This is a genomic window from Pedobacter sp. (genome assembly GCF_040513095.1).
GTDB lineage: Bacteria > Bacteroidota > Bacteroidia > Sphingobacteriales > Sphingobacteriaceae > Pedobacter.
In genome coordinates, this window is record NZ_JBEVDX010000133.1 from 1 (window position 1) to 19,924 (window position 19,924).

General features: G+C 43.2%; 13 protein-coding genes. 8 read left to right on the forward strand and 5 right to left on the reverse strand.

Annotated features, from left to right (window positions below; translation table 11 throughout):
* The first annotated feature begins 730 nt into the window (after positions 1-730).
* The 5 genes from ABWY16_RS15085 to ABWY16_RS15105 are packed head-to-tail and all read left to right on the forward strand — an operon-like array spanning position 731 to position 5,774.
* Positions 731-1,834 (forward strand): glycosyltransferase, encoded by a 1,104-nt coding sequence (locus ABWY16_RS15085; RefSeq protein ID WP_353905476.1) that lies wholly within the window; start codon positions 731-733, stop codon positions 1,832-1,834.
* Positions 1,835-1,842: 8 nt separating this feature from the next.
* Positions 1,843-2,865: a glycosyltransferase gene (locus ABWY16_RS15090; protein ID WP_353905477.1), complete on the forward strand. Its 1,023-nt coding sequence runs from the start codon at positions 1,843-1,845 to the stop codon at positions 2,863-2,865.
* Positions 2,862-3,926 carry a glycosyltransferase gene (locus ABWY16_RS15095; protein ID WP_353905478.1) on the forward strand — a complete coding sequence of 355 codons (1,065 nt, stop codon included), beginning with the start codon at positions 2,862-2,864 and terminating at the stop codon, positions 3,924-3,926. The genes ABWY16_RS15090 and ABWY16_RS15095 overlap by 4 nt, the downstream gene beginning before the upstream one ends.
* The gene (locus ABWY16_RS15100; RefSeq protein ID WP_353905479.1) at positions 3,923-4,948 is read left to right on the forward strand and encodes a glycosyltransferase; all 1,026 of its coding nucleotides are present in this window, start codon (positions 3,923-3,925) and stop codon (positions 4,946-4,948) included. Before ABWY16_RS15095 ends, ABWY16_RS15100 begins: the two co-directional genes overlap by 4 nt.
* Positions 4,941-5,774 carry a glycosyltransferase family 2 protein gene (locus ABWY16_RS15105; RefSeq protein ID WP_353905480.1) on the forward strand — a complete coding sequence of 278 codons (834 nt, stop codon included), beginning with the start codon at positions 4,941-4,943 and terminating at the stop codon, positions 5,772-5,774. The genes ABWY16_RS15100 and ABWY16_RS15105 overlap by 8 nt, the downstream gene beginning before the upstream one ends.
* 51 nt (positions 5,775-5,825) lie before the next feature.
* Here the strand turns inward: ABWY16_RS15105 and ABWY16_RS15110 are convergent, their stop codons facing one another.
* Genes ABWY16_RS15110 through ABWY16_RS15120 form a run of 3 tightly spaced genes read right to left on the reverse strand, consistent with a single transcriptional unit; the run spans position 5,826 to position 11,910 of the window.
* The gene (locus tag ABWY16_RS15110) at positions 5,826-7,142 is read right to left on the reverse strand and encodes an MFS transporter (RefSeq protein WP_353905481.1); all 1,317 of its coding nucleotides are present in this window, start codon (positions 7,140-7,142) and stop codon (positions 5,826-5,828) included.
* A gap of 25 nt (positions 7,143-7,167) precedes the next feature.
* On the reverse strand, positions 7,168-8,598 hold the full coding sequence (locus tag ABWY16_RS15115) for a SusD/RagB family nutrient-binding outer membrane lipoprotein (protein ID WP_353905482.1): 1,431 nt from the start codon (positions 8,596-8,598) through the stop codon (positions 7,168-7,170).
* Between the two features lie 27 nt (positions 8,599-8,625).
* A complete protein-coding gene (locus ABWY16_RS15120) occupies positions 8,626-11,910 on the reverse strand; it encodes a SusC/RagA family TonB-linked outer membrane protein (RefSeq protein ID WP_353905483.1) in 3,285 nt (1,094 codons plus the stop codon).
* 291 nt (positions 11,911-12,201) lie between these two features.
* Here ABWY16_RS15120 and ABWY16_RS15125 point away from each other — a divergent pair, with 291 nt between their 5' ends.
* Positions 12,202-12,702, forward strand: a complete 501-nt coding sequence (locus tag ABWY16_RS15125; protein ID WP_353905484.1) for a MarR family winged helix-turn-helix transcriptional regulator — start codon at positions 12,202-12,204, stop codon at positions 12,700-12,702.
* A gap of 140 nt (positions 12,703-12,842) precedes the next feature.
* On the opposite strand, the gene ABWY16_RS15130 is transcribed toward ABWY16_RS15125, so the two are convergent.
* Positions 12,843-13,433, reverse strand: a complete 591-nt coding sequence (locus ABWY16_RS15130; RefSeq protein ID WP_353905485.1) for a hypothetical protein — start codon at positions 13,431-13,433, stop codon at positions 12,843-12,845.
* Between the two features lie 190 nt (positions 13,434-13,623).
* Between ABWY16_RS15130 and map the strand changes: the two genes are divergently transcribed.
* Complete coding sequence (map, locus tag ABWY16_RS15135) at positions 13,624-14,427, forward strand: type I methionyl aminopeptidase (protein ID WP_353905486.1); 804 nt, start codon at positions 13,624-13,626, stop codon at positions 14,425-14,427.
* A gap of 118 nt (positions 14,428-14,545) precedes the next feature.
* Here map and ABWY16_RS15140 read toward each other — a convergent pair whose 3' ends face one another.
* Positions 14,546-15,856 (reverse strand): amidohydrolase/deacetylase family metallohydrolase, encoded by a 1,311-nt coding sequence (locus ABWY16_RS15140; protein WP_353905487.1) that lies wholly within the window; start codon positions 15,854-15,856, stop codon positions 14,546-14,548.
* A 753-nt stretch (positions 15,857-16,609) separates the two neighbouring features.
* Here ABWY16_RS15140 and ABWY16_RS15145 point away from each other — a divergent pair.
* Positions 16,610-19,918, forward strand: a complete 3,309-nt coding sequence (locus ABWY16_RS15145) for a SusC/RagA family TonB-linked outer membrane protein (RefSeq protein WP_353905488.1) — start codon at positions 16,610-16,612, stop codon at positions 19,916-19,918.
* Positions 19,919-19,924: the final 6 nt, after the last annotated feature.

A 19,924-nucleotide genomic window follows, 5' to 3' on the forward strand; every position in this document is an offset into this window, starting at 1 on the left:
TAGAAAGTAATAAAAAGATAGAAACTCCTAAGCAGATAAGCTTGGAGCAGTTTAACTACAAGATTGACTCTTTGAAAAAACAATTTAATGTTGATACATTAAAAAATAAGAAAAGTCTACCTGACATATCTAATAAATCTTAAAATAAAACGAACACTAGGATTTGCAAGCTACTCTTCTAATAAATAAATCAATTGCTTATCTTAATATTGATTTAACCTTTACATCTGATAAAATGTTTGAATAATGTTTGACAGATGAAAAAATGAACCTTACAACTATTTGAAAAACAAGCTTTTAAAAGTGAAATAAAAAGGATTGAAAATCCTTGTGTCGCCGGTTCGATCCCGGCCCACACCACTTCTACTGAAAGCCTGTTTTCATATCGAAAACAGGCTTTTTTGCGTTTTAAAGTGTCTTATAAAGCCACAGAAAAAAGAGAGAAAAAAACATTTTGACTTCTAAATAACAGCATCCAATTTCTGCAAAAAGCTCCTTGCAGATAATCCTTCAGTGTGAGGGCTCATCAGCCGGGTAGTGATGATACCCACACTGAGCTCTGTCAAAAATAACGTCATTACAAAACTTTATCTGCAAATTACCTGTTTACTTGGAAACTTTTCTTTCTATAGGTTTTAAGCTGATAATAGCCAGGTACCTGATGCTCGGTGAGCGCCTGTAAACAGTTTTGTGGGACGGATGATTTAAATACAGAACGGTACTTTTTATTATGGATATTTTACTTGTGGCAGGTCCGGGTATATCGCTCAAAGAGCCTTATAACAGCGGCATAGAGGCCTTTATCGTTTCACTTGCCAATCAACTCATGGATGAGGGGCACGTTGTAAATGTTGTTGCTGATAATGCGGAACCTGACGCTAAATTCAAAGTTGTCAATCCGTTTAAGAGCTCAGCTTCAGATAGGTCCAATTTTTTTAAACGTATTAAAGAAACGTTTCAGTTCAGGAAGCTGGATGTCAGTTCCTATGATATCATCCACTATAATATGTTTTACCCGCACTTGTTAAAAGCAGGACTGCATTTCAAAAAAAAATCGCTTCTGACCTTACATTCACCGGTCGACAAAAAACGAACATCAGTATATAAAAAACTTTTCCGGCAAGGCAATATAACATTCGTAGCCATATCAGAAAGAGTAAAACAGCACTGGGACCAGGCGCTGGGTATGGATTTGCCGCTCATCAATAACGGAATAAACATAGATATCTGGCCCACGAAAAAACCAGAGGATCGTGACTATCTGCTTTGGTCGGCAAGAATAAATGCTAAAAAGAATGTCGCTGCTGCTATTAGCCTGGCAATAGAAATGCAGCTTCCGCTTAAAATTGCAGGGAGAATTACAGATCAACAGTATTTCGATGAGGCGGTTAAACCTTATCTGAATGACCGGATTAAATATGTTGGGCATGTGACGCAGCGTGAACTGAGCACTTTGGCCAGTAAAGCCTCCGCTTATCTTGCAACGGCAACATGGCAGGAACCTTTTGGACTGTCAGCTCTGGAGATGTTGGCTAGCGGCGTACCGGTTATAGGCTTTAATACCGCAGTCCCGCCAGACTGGCTGCATGAGAGCGTTTTAACTACCGCTTCTCTCCGTTGGCAAGACCTGACCGTGCTGTTGACCAGGAGTAAGGACATCAGCCCGGGGAGCTGTAAAGAATTTGCATCTAACATGAATATCCAGAATATGGCCTCACAATATATATTACTTTATAGACAGATGTTGATGCAGAATAGTACGGCAAAAGAACTCGCAAATCCGGATGACCGTCAGTTTCAGATAATTTCCCGGCAAACACAGACAGAGCAATAACCTAGCCTATGAAAATTGCCGTTATAGCTAAAACCAGACTACCAATAGCTGAACCATTTAGAGGTGGCCTGGAAGCGTTTACTCACGCCTTGTGTAAAGAGTACATACGTCTTGGGCATAAAATTGTATTGTATGCGCATGCAGATAGCGATCCGGATCTGCATATAAAGGGATTTTATGGTGATGAGCACCGGGAAAGCGAACACTTCGAAATTTATGAGAACGATGAGTATCTCTCCATTCTGAAAGATATTGAACAAAAAGACTTCGATATCGTTCATAACAATTCAACCCATGAACTGCCTATACTCTGGGGAGTGAAGGCCCCGGTACCGGTAGTTACAACCATACATACACCGCCGATCAGCAAATTAAAAGCAGCGATCAAGATTTGCTCAGGTTCTGAAAATCTTCATTTCGTTATGCCTTCAAAATCATTTCAACTGACCTGGCAACCTTATATGGATAAGGGTTCAATCGTAATCTATAATGGTGTCGACCTGGAAAAGTGGCCTCTCGTGCGCACAACTAGGGATTATTTGTTTTGGTTCGGAAGGATTGTGTACGCCAAAGGTCTGGATATCGTGATGGACGCGGCCCATGAAACCAATATGCCCCTGAAATTTGCCGGACCGATAGATGATCAAAGTTATTTTAACGAACAGATCAGGCCCCGCATAGCAGAAAATGACGTTTACCTTGGTCATTTAAAGCAGTCTGAGATACAATTGCATATGAAAGGAGCTGCTGCCATCGTAAATGCATCACGCTGGGAAGAGCCATTTGGCCTCACTAACATAGAAGCGATGTCGTCGGGAGTGCCCCTGGCCGGGTTCGACAGAGGCGCTTTTACTGAGTTGATAGCTATTGACAGTGGAGTTGTGGCAGAGCAAAGAAATGTGAGTTCCCTTGCAAAAGCAATCACTGATGCGGTACAGATGGATAGCAATAAAGTCAGGCGCCATGCTGAAATGTTCTCTTTGACAACGATGGCCAGGAACTATATAAATTATTTTAAGGAATTGCTATGAAAATACTTATAGTTGCCGGACCATTTATCTCTCTCCGTGAGCCTTACAACGGTGGCACAGAGGTATTCATTACTGAGCACGCCAATGAATTGGTGCGCATGGGCCATACCGTTGATGTGATAGCCAAAGACGCTGATGAAAAAAACCTGTTCCAGGTGATCGAATTTCATGAGAGTCCCTTCAGCATGAAGGATGAATCATACCGGGCCTGCCCGGAATGGCTCGGACAGCAACATTACCAAACCTTGCAGTACGGCATGTTTGATGTAAGTAGCTACGATGTCATTCACTACAACTCATTTATCCCCGAAATTTATGCCGTAGGCGCGCTCTTAAAAACGCCGGGAGTACTTACATTACATCTGCCGCCAATAGAAAAGTTTGTATTAATGTATAAGTTTTTTATTAAGCATGCGACTGTATACCCTGTCGGTGTATCAGGCAGAATGAGCAGACAATGGCAGCCATTACTTGGCAGGGATGTGGAAACAGTCTTAAATGGAATATCAGTGCAAAATTGGAAACTGCAGGCACAAACTCCTGATGGATATCTGTTATGGTGCGGGCGTATCACAAAAGAAAAGAATGTTGAAGCCGCCATAGAACTAGCCAATCACTTGAAACAGCCACTTAAGATCGTCGGCTCTATATTTGACGAAGAATATTTCCGTAATAATGTCCAGCCATACCTGAATGATCAGATCGTATATATCTCCCATGTTAACCAGCAACAGCTAAATGAACTTGCAGCAGGCGCTTCGGCTTATCTGGCAACTTCTACCTGGGAGGAGCCTTTTGGACTGGTCATCGTGGAGATGCTTGCCTGCGGTCTGCCCGTCGTAGGGTTTAATACCGCTATACCGCCGGAACTGCGCGATGAGCATGTCGCTATAGCAGTTGACTCCCACCGTTGGCAGGATCTGATAAAGCCATTGGATACCGCCAAGCAATCGAGTCCGGAAGCTTGCAGAAATTTTTCGGCATCGTTTGACATGAAAAAAACGACTGCAGCATATATCAGGATCTATGATCGCATTGCAGAAAAAGTAAGCCTGTTATGAAGCCGACTCTATTTTACTTTGTACATGCGCATGGTAATGGCCACAGGGCAACGTTCAATATGCTGTATCCGGCATTATCCGTCTTTTTTAAAATTATTGCAATAACTACAAATCACGAAATCACCACTTATTTACAGGGAAAGCATGATGTTCAAGTGCTGGAGCTGCCTCCAAAGTACCCGCCTGGATACGTGGTACCGGAGCACACATTTTCCAAAGCATTTGAGGTTACACCTTATGCGATTGAACCTGCAGGCCGGGCAAAAGCTTTGGCCGAAGCGATTGAACACTATAGGCCAAAAGCATTCTACTGTGACGGCATCCCTGAGTTAGCCGTCATGGTGCGGGGCATGGGCGTGCCAGTCGTTCTGGTGCACCTGCCGGGAAATATTGTGCAGGATCCAACACAGGTATTTGCGCACGAACTGGCCGATCATATCGTTGCTCATTTTCCCTCCTTTTTAGAACAGCCCGACTACCGGTTTGCAGCCAAAACTTACTACAGCGGATATCTTTCACAGTATGCTGGCCAGGTTTTACAGCCAAGCAATGGTGACTGTGCCAATCAGGTTACAGTCTTGCTGGGTTATGATAACTACGATATATCGGTGCTGCGCAATATGACACAAGATCAGAACACGGAATTTACCATTGTAGGGAACAAACATGATTATGATTTAGGTGAAAATTGTAAACTGTTGGGAGCTGTGAAGGACATTAGCCAGGCCATTGCGGGAGAGATAGTGATTTCTGCCGCCGGGCAGAATACCATCGCGGAACTTTTATCGCTCGGAAAACGCCTGATTCTGCTCCCGGAGCAAAGACCATACGACGAACAAACAGTACATGCGGAGGTTCTGTCTCAGCAGGAAGTTGCGCTGCTGGCCCAGGAAACTTTCAGTGCTGAACAATGGCAAATAGTGATACAGAACGCAAAGGTATTTAATCCTTTCAGGAAAAATTTGGTGAGTGCATCATCACCACAGGAATTAACAAATCAAATGAGGAAATGGTATGACTGAATTCAGTATTGTAACAATTGTTAAAGGGAGGAGAAAGCAGTTAGCTAATCTGCTTCATTCTATAAAAGGATCTGAGATGCTTCCTTACGATATACAAATCGTTTGTATGGATGCCCCGGATGGAATAGCGAATGCTGATGGTCTGAACGTAAATATCCATGTCATTAATGATGCTCATGAGTTGCCATTAGCTGCAGCGCGCAATACGGGAATTTCTGCTGCAAAAACAGGTAAAGTGATTTTTATAGACGTGGACTGCATTGTATCGCCAACCTTGTTCGGAAATATGCTGAGGGAATTGCAGGCAGATAACATCATTGCAGCCTATCCTTTGTATTTGCCCATGGTGCCGGATACAGGAAATTACAATGAATTAAAAGAAAGAGCTTTAACACATCCTGACAGAGCGCGCATATCGGCTGGGACAGCGGTTCCGCATCTGCAATTCTGGTCATTAATATTCGCTGTACAGAAGCAAACGTTTGAGGAAATTGGTGGCTTTGACGAGTCCTTTACAGGGTATGGGGCAGAAGATACAGATTTTGCAATGATGTTTCATCAGGCGGGTGTGAAGCAGATCTTCGTACCTGATCATGTATTACACCAGTATCATGATAAGCATGACCCTCCTTTGAACCATTTCGATTCGATTATTGAAAATGCTGCGCGGTATAAGCAGAAATGGGGTGTGTTGCCCATGCAAAAGTGGTTGAAAGCTTTTGAAGCAATGGGCCTGATTAAAATAGACCAGGCAGATGACATCATCGTGAAGCAACAGCCTACGGATAGCCAGGTCAAAAACAGTGTTTCCTTGTATCCGTATTGATAAAATCAATCTCTGCAGCAGCTACCTCTGATAAAAATTAATTCCCTTAAACTATTGGTGATGTTTTTCTAACCCTTCTATCTGCTGTTCCAGTTTTTTGATATTCAATACCCAAAGGATGACGGCACATAGTACCATCATGACAGCGAAAAACATAAAGGATATTTCCCAGTTAAAGCTGTTCTTCACAGGGCTGATCAGCGCTGCGCCAACCATAGAACCTACAGCTCCAATAGTCATGTAAAAAGTAAACTGACTGGCGGAGACCCGCTTGGAGCAGCATTGCATGGCGATGGCAAACACTCCGATTTTTGCAAAGGCATTTACCCAGCGGTAAACCACAATATAACTGTATAGAAAGCCTGTGTCTTTCCAGTACTGATCCAGGAAACCTAACAACAGTGTCTGCGCGCATATAAAGAAGAAATAAAGATAAATCATACGCTTGATACCGAAGCGTTCAATGAGCCAGCCGCCCAGCAAAATACCTGCAACGCCGCCGGTCAGGTCCGCCACAGCAAATGCGTTGGAATAATATACGTGCGTCCAGCCGGTAACTTTCACCGCAAAGATTGGCAGCAGCTTTTCGAAGTAGTTATATGATCCCTGCGACAAGAATAAAAGCAGGGCCAGTAAAAAAGCATTTCTGAGGCTGAAGGCAGCATACAGGGAACGATACATCTCCATCCAGCTGCTAATCTGTATTTGCTCATTGCTCTTGTTCGCCTGCCCGTCCGACCAGGGGAACAACCTTTCCTCCTGATGCTCTCTGATAAGTATCGGTACCAGGGTAATCAGCCCTACTGCAAGGCCAATGGTAGCTGTTGATATAAAAAAATTATACCGTTCAAGCAGCCAGGTGCTCAGGGCCAGGGCAAAGGAACTGCCGATCATACGGGCACCGCCCATAAAAGCATTTGCACGTGCCTGCTCTTCTGCTGGTATGTTATCAACCGCCAGGCCATCTGTAGCGGCATCCTGCGCCGCCCCGAAAATAGATACCAGAAATCCCCCTGCTACCAGTAAAGAGAGATGATTCAACGGATCTTTAATAGAAGCCATGATCAGCAAGCTTAAAAACAAGCCGGTCTGACAAATAATTACCCAGGGCCGCTTGCGCCCCATAGGTAAAAAAGTATACCGGTCCATCATCGGGGCGATAAAAAACTTAAAAGTCCAGGGCATCGCACAGGCCACATCAAAGGCACCAATTTCGGTAACGCTTTTATTGTTCATGGCCATCCATGCCGGGATACCGATAAATAAAATGCCCATTGGCAATCCTTCAGCAAAATACAAAGCAATGAAGGTGAAATATCTTAACGAAACACGCTCCGCCAGGGAAGATAACCGGATTTTTAATTTCATAAGCAGGAGCTAATAACCTTTTATATTAAGGAAACACAGGGAGTTTGGTAAACTGATCAGCAAGGGGTTTGGGCACATTCGGATTGGTGTTAATTTCCACCTGCGGATAAATAAACCGCTGAGGCCTTTGGCTACCAGTATTTAAAGGTATAGGCAACTGTACCAGAGGAACAGCACCGGCGAGGCGGCGGTAGTCGTTGAATGCCTCGTACTGCATGAGGAAACAGATATAACGCTGCGAAATGATTTCATACAATAATGCAATCTGCAAATTGGCCGAACCGGTACTATTGGCCAAACCTGCAGGGCCAAAATCAGCCAGAGTGTATGCATCATATCTGCGGCCCGTACTGCTGAAGGTGCGTCCATTGATTACGCCATTGTTAAGGCTTGCTCTCACACTATTCAAGGCTGCCAGTGCTTCATTATATTGCCCTAGCCTTGCCTGAGCTTCAGCCAGAATCAGCTGGTTCTCATAAAAGGTGAGTAGCGGATGTGCTGCGCTTGCCACAAATGCGCCATCAACTGTATTGCCATCGAGGCTGTTAGTAGCTGTGATGCCTGTTTTAAAGAAGTAATTGTACAAAGCAGTTTCGTCTGTCTTGGTGTTGGCGGAACGTATTCGCGACTGCATGAGTTTAGCCAGGTACGACCCATCAAAGCCAACATCGCCAATACGTGATACGGCAAAGAAATCATAGTTCTGGTTAATATCAACACCTATAGCTGACCCATGAGGTATCAGTGCGTCAGCATCCGCAGCTGCAATGCCTTGCTGTGCATATTTCAGGGCTTGTGCATAATCGCCGATATGCAGATATAATCTTGCCTTTAAGGTGTTAGCCGCAGCTTTCCATTTTTTTACATCTCCCTTGTAAATAAAATCTTTGGCTGGGTAGGCAGAGCCGGTGGATGCAGAAAGATTGATAACTGCATTATCCAGCGTGCTTTGCAGTGCAGCATAGACATCCAGCTGTTTATCAAAAACAGGTGTAGGATACCGGACTGCATCAAAAGCCTGGCTGTAGGGAACATCACCATATAAATCGGTGGCTTTGGCAATCACCAAAGCTTCGAGCACCTGGCCAATACCTTTTCCCCAGGCATTGCCTGCTGAATCTGCCTTCAATTGCATCAGACGGGCCTGACCGGCCACGGGATACAACGGGACCCATGTAAAATTCTGCGCTGATACGATGTATTGGGCATACCCCAGATGTGCACGCGACAAGCCTGTCAGTTGCCCGGCCCACATGGCGGCAATACGTACATCAGTATCCTCGTGCAGCAGACCTACACCTAATAAGGTTCCACCCATCAGTGTCTGCAGATCCACATTAGTGACTGCATTTGGATTGGCGTTGATATCAGGATTGTCAAACAGTTTTTTGCAGCTGTTTAACGTGCCGAGGGCTAAAACGGCACACATCAGTACAACAGTAGTTAAATTCTTCATATAATATTGAAATGCAGATAAACGTGATTAATATCGGATTTGTAGGGAAAATATAAATGAGCGGGTATTTGGGTTATTGAACCAGTCCTGCCCGCGTGACAGCCCGGCACCTGTTACGTTGGTTTCCGGATCCACGCCAGTGTATTTGGTCCACAGTACCAGGTTTCTTCCGGTAAGGCTGAAATCTACCGCAGCTAGGTGCGTAAACTGCTGGAAACTATGCGAGTTCAAGGTATAGGTAAGTGTAGCCTCGCGCAAGCGGGTAGCGCTGCCATCTTCTACGAACTGTTTGTACGAAGCGGTATTGCTGGCTGAGCCCCGGCCCTGCCACCAGGCCTGGTTAATAGCCACCGGACCAGCGCCAAAATCAGTTATATAGCCCTGGAAAGAAGATCCTCCCGGAATCAGCGTTCCATTAACGTCCCGCAGGCCTCCGGCAGGTGCTGTGGCCGTCTGCCCTTGATCTCCATGTGTACCTATACTGTATAGTGAACCGCGCGTTCCATTGAATACCGCATTACCGGCTACCCGGCTAAACAGTATATATAACGACAGGTTCTTATAAGCAAAGGTAGTTCCCAGGCCGCCCTGCCATTTTGGATTCGGATTACCCACAATTTCATTGCTGATACCCGGCTGAGGGAAACCATTCTTATCTAAAATATACTTGCCGGAACCATCTTTCAGGAAATCGGTAGAATAGAAAACACCAAAAGGCTGACCGGGTATGAGCGAAGCCAGTTGCAGAAATGCATCAGGCAGTGTGTATACGCTGGCACCCGCCAGGGAGACTACTTTATTGCGGTTGGCGGAGAAGTTAGCCGAAACATTCCATCTGAAACCATTTTGATTGATGATATCGGCCCCGCCATCCAGTTCAATACCCTTATTGGATAATACGGCAGCGTTGGTATTCCTGACAGTGAACCCTGTTTCGTTAGGTACGCCAAGAGACAAGATCACATCTTTTGTTTTATTATGATATACAGTAGCTGAAAAGGTTACACGGCTTTTAAACATGCGCAGATCAAGGCCCAGTTCGGTTTCAGTTTTACGCTCGGGCTTCAGGTAATTATTGCCTTCAATAAAGCTGCGGCTATAGCCACCGCCATAAAGTGAACTGGTAGATGATAAGCCGCGGGTAAAAGTATCGCCATATACAGCAGGGCTGAATACGGTCAGGTTTTGATAGGGCTGCGGCTGTATACCCACCTGGCCCCAGTTAACGCGCAACTTCGCGAAATCAAGAAAGCCAAGCTGATTAAATGCTTTAAGTTTTGTGAGTTGCCAGGCCAGCGCTGCCGAGGGGAAGAAAAAACTGCTGCTGGTTTTGTTGCCGAAGGTAGAAGCGCTTTCATCACGACCGGTAAGGGTAAGGTAGAACATGTCCAGCGCTTCCAGATCTGTCTGCAGGTAATAAGCGTAAGTTCTGATCAGGGAAGTACTGTTCCCGGCAACCAGATTTGAGTTCAGGGCATTGGTCAGAATGTCGGGGGCGGTTGGAATAATTAAATTTGATATAGCATCCGAGCGCGTGCTGCGGCGTCTGCTGTTGTAATTGAAACCTGCCAGTAATGTACCTTTGAATTGGTTGTTCCATGTTTTATTGGCACTTGCAAATACATCAGTGTTAAACTGCTTTTCCACCAGAAGGTTTTTAGACAGATAGCCATTCAGGAAAGTAGCCGAATTGCGTGCGAAGCGCTCCGTACGGTCGTCACTAAAGTTATCAATACCCGTACGGCCGGTTACATTTAACCAGGCTGCGGGTGTAACGTTCAGTTCCATTGTTCCTGTAATCCGGTCTACATCACTGCTGTTGCGGTTATTGTACAAGTTCCAGATCGGATTTGCATAGATTGTTCCAAGATCTTTTCCCAGGGGATTACGGTAAGATACATGTGCATTCTGGAATTGTTCGCCCGTAATACTTGTATAGGTTCCGGCATAATCACGGTTATCAAAATCGGCCGGTGTCCGCGTAGCCCCCAGCATCAGTCCATCCACATTGTCGCCTTCCTGATTGCGCTGGGAACTGATTTTGGCATAGCCGACATTGGCCGATCCCCGCAGCCAGCTGTTAAACTGTGTGGAAGCATTGATCCGTGCAGTATTACGCCCGTAACTGCTAAGTGCTTTGGCAATGCCATCCTGCTTAAGGTTTCCATAGCTCATCAAAAAGGTTGATTTGCTGTCGCCGCCACTTAAGCTGAGGTTGTTTTCCCAAAAATGGCCCGTCTGGAAGATATCGTTATAGTGGTCGTAGGTATCAGTAGAGTTTTTACCTCCGTGCGGACTGGCCGCCGTGCCTGATGGTATGGCATACCGCTGCGATCCGTTTGGAAAAGTAACATAGCCCTGATAGCCTGCATCGCCGGGCCGGGTAATGTAAGTATCGCTTCCGCCTGAGCGTGATGAAATGAGATCGCCGAAACTTACCTTATTGCCCTGGTTGTAGAAACCTCCTGAGCCCTGGCCATATGTTGACTGTAGTGGAGGCAATTTGTTTACCCGGTCAAAAGAAAGGGCAGATTTGTAAGTGATATTTAATTTGCCGTTAGTGTTACTGCCGCGTTTGGTCTTGATAATGATCACACCGTTAGCGGCCCGCGTACCCCAAAGGGCTGCGGCGGAAGCACCTTTCAGTACCTCAACACTCTCAATATCTGCCGGATTGATATCGTTAATGCGGGATTGCTGCACGATACCATTTGCTGCTGCCGCGCCAACATTGTCATTGGAATTGCTTACCGGCATGCCATCTATAATGAAAAGTGGCTGGGCATTCCCATTGATCGTATTTTGCCCGCGCAGCTGTATATAGCCGCCTGAACCTGGGTCGCCGCCATTGCGTGTGATCAAAACTCCGGAAACTTTACTGCTCATTCCGGTGAGCAGATTAGCCTCCCCGCTTTGCGCTATGCTTTTCCCCTTCACTGTGGAAACAGAAGAAGCGAACTTATCACGCTGTGTTTCGATACCAATGGCATTGACAATCACTTCATTTAACTGTTTGTTATCCTGCGTTAGCCGGACATTAATGTTGAGTTGTGTACCAATGCTGATCTCGGTGGTCTGCATACCAACCTGTGAAAAAACCAGCACATTTGCGCTGGATGGAATACTTATTGAATACTTACCCTCGTTATTGGTTACAGCACCGATGCCGGTACCTTTTACACCAACTGAAACACCGGGTAATACGGCACTGGTTTCATTTTCTGTAACCTTTCCGGTTATTATTTTGTCTTGTGCACTGATCTGTGAGAATGAAAAAAATACGATAATACCTGTTAGTAAAGTTTTAATCATAAATAGTGATGAGGAATGGATAAAATTAGATGGATGTTAATAGATGTATATTGATACTAAAGCAAGGGAATACATTTCCTGATACCGCCCAAACAGTGGAAGGGGCGGCGCCTTGCGCGACATTTGCTGGTTGTCCTGAATTATGTTGGGCGGACAAATGATATAAATTGATAATTGCTTGTGGATTAGGTGAGATCGACTAGATACAAATGTAGTAATCATTTATTACATGATTAGTAACGATTGATTATCAGTTTATTCGTTATTGCTATATTTATAATAACTTTGTACATGGAAAAGACTTTAGATGAGCGGCTTTTTGAATTTGAAAAGAAACACGAAAACAACTGGCAGCACCTGATTTTCAGCCTGAGAAAACATATGGATATTTGGACTACTAAAAATGTAAATAATCCATCCGGGAAAATAAAGCATTCCTACCTACCCGTTTTATTTGGCGTACGCATCAACGGTAGTACTGCCACGCAAATTGCAAAACGATCTGTGGTGATCAAACAAAATATCAGCAGGACAATTAAAGAGCTGGAAAATATCGGCCTGATTACTTCCAGAGCAAACAAGAAAGATAAAAGGAGTGAACGCCTGGATTTAACACCTGAGGCGAAGAAATTTGTCCTTGATGCGCATCTGAAAGTGGAACAGTTACAACGCGACTACAAAAGTTTAGTGGGTGAGAAGGATTTGGAAGTAGCTACAAATGTCCTTTTAAAATTAATAGCTTATCATGAAAGTCTTAATGAATCGAATGACAAGACAGATGATGAAATTTAAATCCTATATTATCAGGTAATGATTTCAGTGATTTAGCAGGCATCCGGATCTTTTTGTTTGTGATCCCTGATCCGCGAAAGATCAGGGATTAAATATTTTTAGCGGCCTTTTGACTAAAAGTTCATCGCCATTTCCAAAACTTATTTTTTAAATTCATTATTGATCTCATTGCGGATCTTCTCTACATCTGCCTGAATTGCTGCCTGTACTTTAGCTGCAACTGATTTCCCGATCAGGGGCTCAATGCTCACCGAATCCGCTTCGTTTGAAACCGATACTTCGAATGTAAGGTCATCGCCAAAGTTCATACTGAACTTCATCTGCTGTATGTTCTTTTCAGTAAATTTCAGAAATTCATAACTGTCGCTAAGGGTGTAAAAGTGATCTATAATCGCATGATAGATCAGCTCAGCCTCGATGTTTAATCCATTAATAATGATATTGGCACCAGACATAGCATCTTTAAGGCCTGCATGTTTCGCTGCTCCCTCATGGATTTTGTAAACCTTTTCCAGCAATTCTTCGCTGTACAGCACTTCCTTTGCATCCCTGATAAGGATTTCTGCAATATTTCCGTTGCCTTCAAAGCGCTGCTTGATGAATATTGATGCATTGCCATCGATGATAGCCGATTCGTCTGGTGTTATTTGTTTGACCTTTGAACCAATGATGGACTTTTGCAGTACGTCTACAATATACTCCAGTACTGCGTATTGTTTAGTTTCAGACATTATATAAAAATTTGTGTAAAGATACGGCTTCAACAGGTAGTGACCAATGATAAATGAAATCTTCGTCTCCTGCAGCACACACTCGGAAAAAGAACTAAAAATTGTCTCCCTAACCTCAAGTTTTATTATGGGACACTCATTCTGAAGCATTCCCATCCAAAATTCTTATTTTTGTAAAAAAATAATAAGCATGAATGTATATAAATCTGATGAGGAAGTAGAAATTCAGCGTGAAAGCTGCCTGCTCGTTAGTGCTACCATTACTGAAGTAGCAAAGATAATAAAACCGGGTATTACCACACTTTCTCTGGATGAAATGGCAGAAACATTCATCAGGGATAATGGCGCCAGCCCGTCCTGCAAAGGATACCATGGTTATCCTTACTCGCTGTGTATCTCTGTTAACGAACAGGTTGTTCACGGTTTTCCGGGTAAATACATATTAAAAGAAGGTGATATTGTTTCAATTGATACAGTAGTATATAAGAATGGGTTCCATGGAGATCACGCTTATACATTTGTGATAGGGGAAACTACAAAAGAGATCCTGGATCTGGTAAGAATTACCAAGGAGTCACTTTATGTAGGCATTAAACAGGCGGTGACGGGAAACCGTACCGGCGATATCGGCCAGGCTATAGAAGGTTACACCAATGGAAAACATGGTTATGGGGTAATCCGTGATTTTGTTGGACATGGTGTAGGCCGCGAGATGCATGAAGATCCCCAGATCCCGAATTATGGAAAACAAGGCAAGGGGAAAAAGCTCATTGAAAATATGGTCCTGGCTATTGAGCCGATGATTACAATGGGCAGCAGCAGAATAAATATACTGGATGATGGCTGGACAGTAGTCTCTGCGGATAAATCACCGGCAGTTCACTTTGAGCACAACGTATGTGTGAAAAAGGGCGCAGCGCTTATCCTTTCAGATTTTTCTGTAATTGAAGCTGCAGAAAAAGCAAACACTAATCTGAACAGTAGTTATTACTAATACTAACTGAGATTCATTAAACAAAAGAGCTGAACAAGCAGTGCGGAAAGGTTTTAAGCTTTTGTCAGCGCTGCTTATTCAGCTCTTTTTGTATATACTTATATAAAGATATCTGGTCTTAGTGCTCCTTGATTGGCTTGTTGCTTTGAGGGGCAGCAGGTAAAATATTTGGAGTAGCAATGGCATTCAGGTTATAAACGATATTACCGTTCCTGATAGTCATTTCCGTTTCCAGTCTGTTTTTACCTTTAACCTGGCCATCCCTGGCATAAAATCCAAATGCGCCTTCACGCAGGTTAAAAATCGCAATATCGGCACCTGATCCTACTGAAAGACTACCCAGTTCTTCATGTTTAATCTCTTTGGCAGGGTTCCATGTACTTGCTGCAATCACATCTTTGAAAGGCATACCAATCGCCATAAAAAGCGACATAATATTCGGCATGCTTTTCATCGGGCCGTTCATGCTTCCTGTATGCAGGTCAGTACTGATGGAGTTAGGGAAAAAGCCGCTTTTAATCGCAGGTGTACCCTGAGAGAAAAGAAAACTTGCACCGCCAAAACCTACGTCAAAGATAATTCCACGTTCACGTGCCTTCAGTACAAATGGTTTTACCTTATTGGTTTTGATGTCAACAATTTGCTCTCTTCCATTCAGCTTATTTATACCAACACCATCATCTCCGCCAAAGCAGTGTGTGTAAATATCACCAGGACGCAGTTTTACGCTAAACAGAGAATCCAGCGGCAGGTAAGGATCTGCTCCACCGAAATCAATCATCACCGGGATGTTGGCCAGTTTTCCGGCTTCAACAGCTCTTTCGGTTGGTTCCCATCTGTGGCCATTGAAATGTGCCAGTTTTACACCTACGATATTTTCCGGATACTTCTTCGCCATTTCAGCGGTTTTCTGAGCATCCATTTCATCGATGTTATTTTCGAAGCGGCCTCCGGCCATACCTTCACCAACAATGTTCAGCTCTGAAAATACCCGGGTTTGGGACCTGTCGATAGTTTGCTTTTTGAAAGTCTCAAATGTTTTCCAGCCGGATGAACCTGCATCCACAACCGTAGTTACGCCTGCAGGAAAAGTGAAGCCATCAGCAGGTAAAGCAAGCGGACCATTTCTGTAAGTACCCTGTAAATCCGTACCCCAGAAAAAGTGGACGTGGATATCTATAAGTCCGGGAGTAACGTAAAGCCCTTTTGCATCAACTACCTGGCGGCCTTTTTTGGCATCAATATTTTTAGCTACCAGAACGATCTTGCCGTCATTGACCGCAACATCCATTAATTCATCGATTTTATTTTTCGGGTCAATTACATGGCCTCCCTTGATTACCATACTATATGTATAGCTGGTCTGGGCATGAGTACTACTGGTAAATAACATAACCAGGGCAAGAAATAAGAGTGGGATCTTATGCATAATGTGAGTTTTAAGTTTAATAATAAGCATGAAACTAATAGAAAATCTTCATTCCTGAGCATTTATAACAGGAATGATATTAAATTTTTGCTGGTAAAAGGGATACTTTATAAAGCCTTACTCTGATAGGGTGTGGGATAATTGCCTGTTTTGTAAAATAGAACTTATTAATATTCAATAATTATGATATTCGTTTATTTAACTGTTTTAAATTATTGACTTTATAATAAAACAAGAGGTTGATTGGTTATTTTGACGGTATGAATAATAAATAATTGATTTTTAATATTTTTTATTGAAAAAAAGTAATACTTTTATAATATTGGATTGCTAACCCGGAGGAATACCGGTCTTTTTTGGAAAGCATGCTTAACAATTCGGGCTTAGTGTTTAGAATACACTTTGTATGCTGATGTATAATCGTGGTTTATGGCAGAAAGTGAAATTTACTGCGCTGAAAAGAGGCAAAAGATTAATATTACCAGTTTTAATTAAAAAAATCCATGTAATTAATGGAAAAATGCTGCGAAGCAGATGAAAAAATAAAGATCAGCAGGATTTCTGTCCCAAATTTACCGGAAATCATAAGATTGAATTATCAACTACAACTAAATATAATAAGCATGAAAAAAAACAGCACTTAAACTTTCGCCCGGCCGGAATGTAATATGCCATCTACCCAAGTAAGTACTTTACAAATATCCGGTTACTAAATTCAAAACTTTATCAACCCACTCACCAAACATCCGAAGTATGAAAAATTCTTTACATGAAAAATGTAATTATGCCTGCTTGCCCCTACACGAGGGTTTCACTGCTAAGAAGAACAAAACCCAGGTTTCTTCACTAAAAGTAATGAAACTTACCGGTATGATGGTTATGGCAGCAGTGTTGCAAGTTGCCGCAGCACCCTCTACAAACCTTACTTTTGCTAAAGCGACTAAACCGTTTTATACAAATGAAAGTAAAATCACAACAAATATCTTCTCAGTTCCGCCAATAGTAATCACAGGTAAGGTAACCGATGCAAAACGCGAAGCCCTTCCTGGCGTAAGTGTAAAACTAAAAGGCACTAATATTGGAACAACGACAGATGCAAATGGTAATTTCTCCATTAATGCGCCTGACGTTTCAACCCTGATCTTTTCCTCAATAGGATTTGCGACACAAGAGGTGGATGTAAACAGAAGAACATCTATTAATGTTACTATGGCCGAAGACTCAAAAGGTCTTAGCGAAGTAGTAGTTACTGCTTTCGGTGTAAAAAGAGCCAGAAGGGGACTTGTTTATTCAAGTTCTGAGGTTACCGGTGCTTCCTTAACTGAAGCACGTGAAAACAACGTTGCAAGCTCACTGACAGGTAAAATTGCCGGTGTTGACGCAAGTCAGATTGCTTCAGGTCCGGGTGGTTCAAGCCGCGTGGTAATCAGGGGTGCTGGTGCGATCAACCCAAATGCAAACAATCAGCCTTTATATGTAGTAAACGGATTGCCAATCAACTCTGGCAATAGCGGTGCAGGTACAAACACTACAGGTCTGAACGTTGACCGTGGTGATGGTATCTCTTCCATCAACCCTGATGATATTGAAACAATCACTGTACTGAAAAGTGGTGCTGCTGCTGCCCTTTATGGTAGCCAGGCCGCAAATGGTGTAATTTTGATCACAACAAAATCTGGTAAAGCACAACAAGGTATCGGAATAGAATACAGCTCTAACGTTGTTTTCGGTTCTCCTTCAGCTTATCCAAACTTCCAGACAGAATACGGTTCTGGTACGGATGGTGTGAAACCTTTAACTCAGGCAGATGCTTTGAGTACAGGCCGTTTGTCATTCGGTGCTAAAGTGGATGGAACAAACGTTATTCAGTTTGATGGCGTATCACGTCCTTACACAGCAGTTGGTGTAAAAAACAATATCAACAACTTTTATAATGTAAGCCGCGACTGGACAAATACCCTTGCCTTTTCTGGTGGTAGCGAAGCATTAAACTTCAGGTTGTCTGTTTCAGACCTGAAATCAAACGCACAGACTCCAAACTCAACATATGACAGAAAGACTGTCAACCTGAGCACAAGAGCAAACATGGGTAAAAATAACCTGATCAATCTGGAGTCTACTATTCAATACAACATTGAAGATGCTAAAAACAGACCAGGTGTTGGTTATGCAGAACGTAACTCAAGCTGGGGAACTTACCTGGCTGGTAGCACTGTAGATGTGAGAAACTTTGCTGGTGCAAATGGTACTGGTACTGATGCAAATGGAAACGAGATTCAATGGAATCCGGTTCCTGCAGCTTCAAACCCATACTTTGTAGCATACAGCACAGGTAACAGTGATAAAACACAGCGTTTAATCGCAAATGGTAGTATCCGTGTCAATCTGTTGGAGAACTTATTCATTAAAGGTACTGTAGCCAGAGACTTTGCATACACAGACCTTATGGATTATGTTCCAATCGGTACTGCATACACTCCTCAGGGTTACCTGAACACCGGTCAGCGTCAAAACGACCGTACCAACTTTAATGCAATGATGAATTACAACACTACATTCCTCAAAGACTTTAAAGTGAATGCAATGGTGGGCGCCAACCGTGAGCGTCTTTCAGATCTGAATACCAACCTTGGTGGTGTAAACTTCCTGGTTCCCAACTTTATCCATATTACCAATATTGCAACCCTTAACCCAAGTACAGATCTTGCTCCTTACAGAAACAGAGGTACCTCTGGTACAAACTCTTTATTCGGGTCAACTGATTTCGATTGGAAAGGTAAAATTTACCTGTCATTAACAGGAAGGGAAGATAGCTTCTCTACATTAAGCCGCGACAATAGTTCTATCTTCTACTATTCAGCAGGTGCGAGTGCGATTCTTTCAGACATGGTTCAATTACCTGAAGCAATCAGCTTCTTAAAGCTTCGCGCTTCATATGCGAAAGTAGGTAGTAACACTGTAGCCCCTGGACAAATAAACAGGATTTATAGCTTCACCACATCTTTCGCTGGTGTGCCGGTACAAAACAATACAAATACACTGATTGATACTGATATCAAACCTCTGAGCATCTATACATCTGAGGGTGGTTTCGAAATCCGTTTCCTTAAAAACCGCTTGAGCTTCGACGCGACTTACTACAGCCGTGTTACTAAAGATGATCAGCTGGCACCAACAATTTCTCCAACTACAGGTTTCCTTGCCGGATTCACTAACGTAGGTAAAGTAACCAATAAAGGTATAGAGTTAATGTTAAGCGGTACTGTAGTTCAGGCTAAAGATTTCAGCTGGAATGTAAGTCTGCCTTTCGCATATAACAAAAGTACAATTGTAGAACTTGCTCCGGGTTTAACAACTATCGAAGTAGGTACAGGTATCTCAAGCCAGGTTAGGGTAATTAACGCAGTTGGCCTTCCATATGGTACTGTCCGCGGATGGGGCTTATTGAAAGATGCCAGCGGAAATCAGGTTTACAACAGTGCAAACGGTTATGAAGTTCGCGTTGAGAAAGATCTTGGAGTAGCTAATCCGCCATGGACAATGGGTCTTGGTAACGATTTCAAATACAAAAGATTCTCACTTAACGTATTGTTCGATGCTAAGTTTGGTGCAGTTGCCTATAACAACATGTGGCTGTATGCTTCGAGGTTTGGTTTAACCAAGGCAACATTACCAGGCAGGGACGGATTAACTGTTACAGGTGTTGACCAGACAGGTAAGCCATTCACTAAAACTTTTGCAAAGGCTGATGTTGATGGTTATTACAATAACCTGGGTAACACGATCTCTGAGATCTCTACTTTCAGTACTGACTTCGTAAAACTTCGTCAGATCATCTTAAACTACTCTATTCCTAACCTGAAGCTAAAGAAAATAGGTATCCAATCTGCTACAATTGGTATTGTAGGACGTAACCTTGCCATTCTTTACAGGGATAAAAAAACCAAAGAAGCAGGACTTGATCCTGAGATGCAGCAGTCTGTTGGTAATGCCACAGGTACTGCAGGTGCTGGTGAGCCTAGAACACGCACAATTGGTTTGAACCTGAATGTTAAATTCTAACTATTA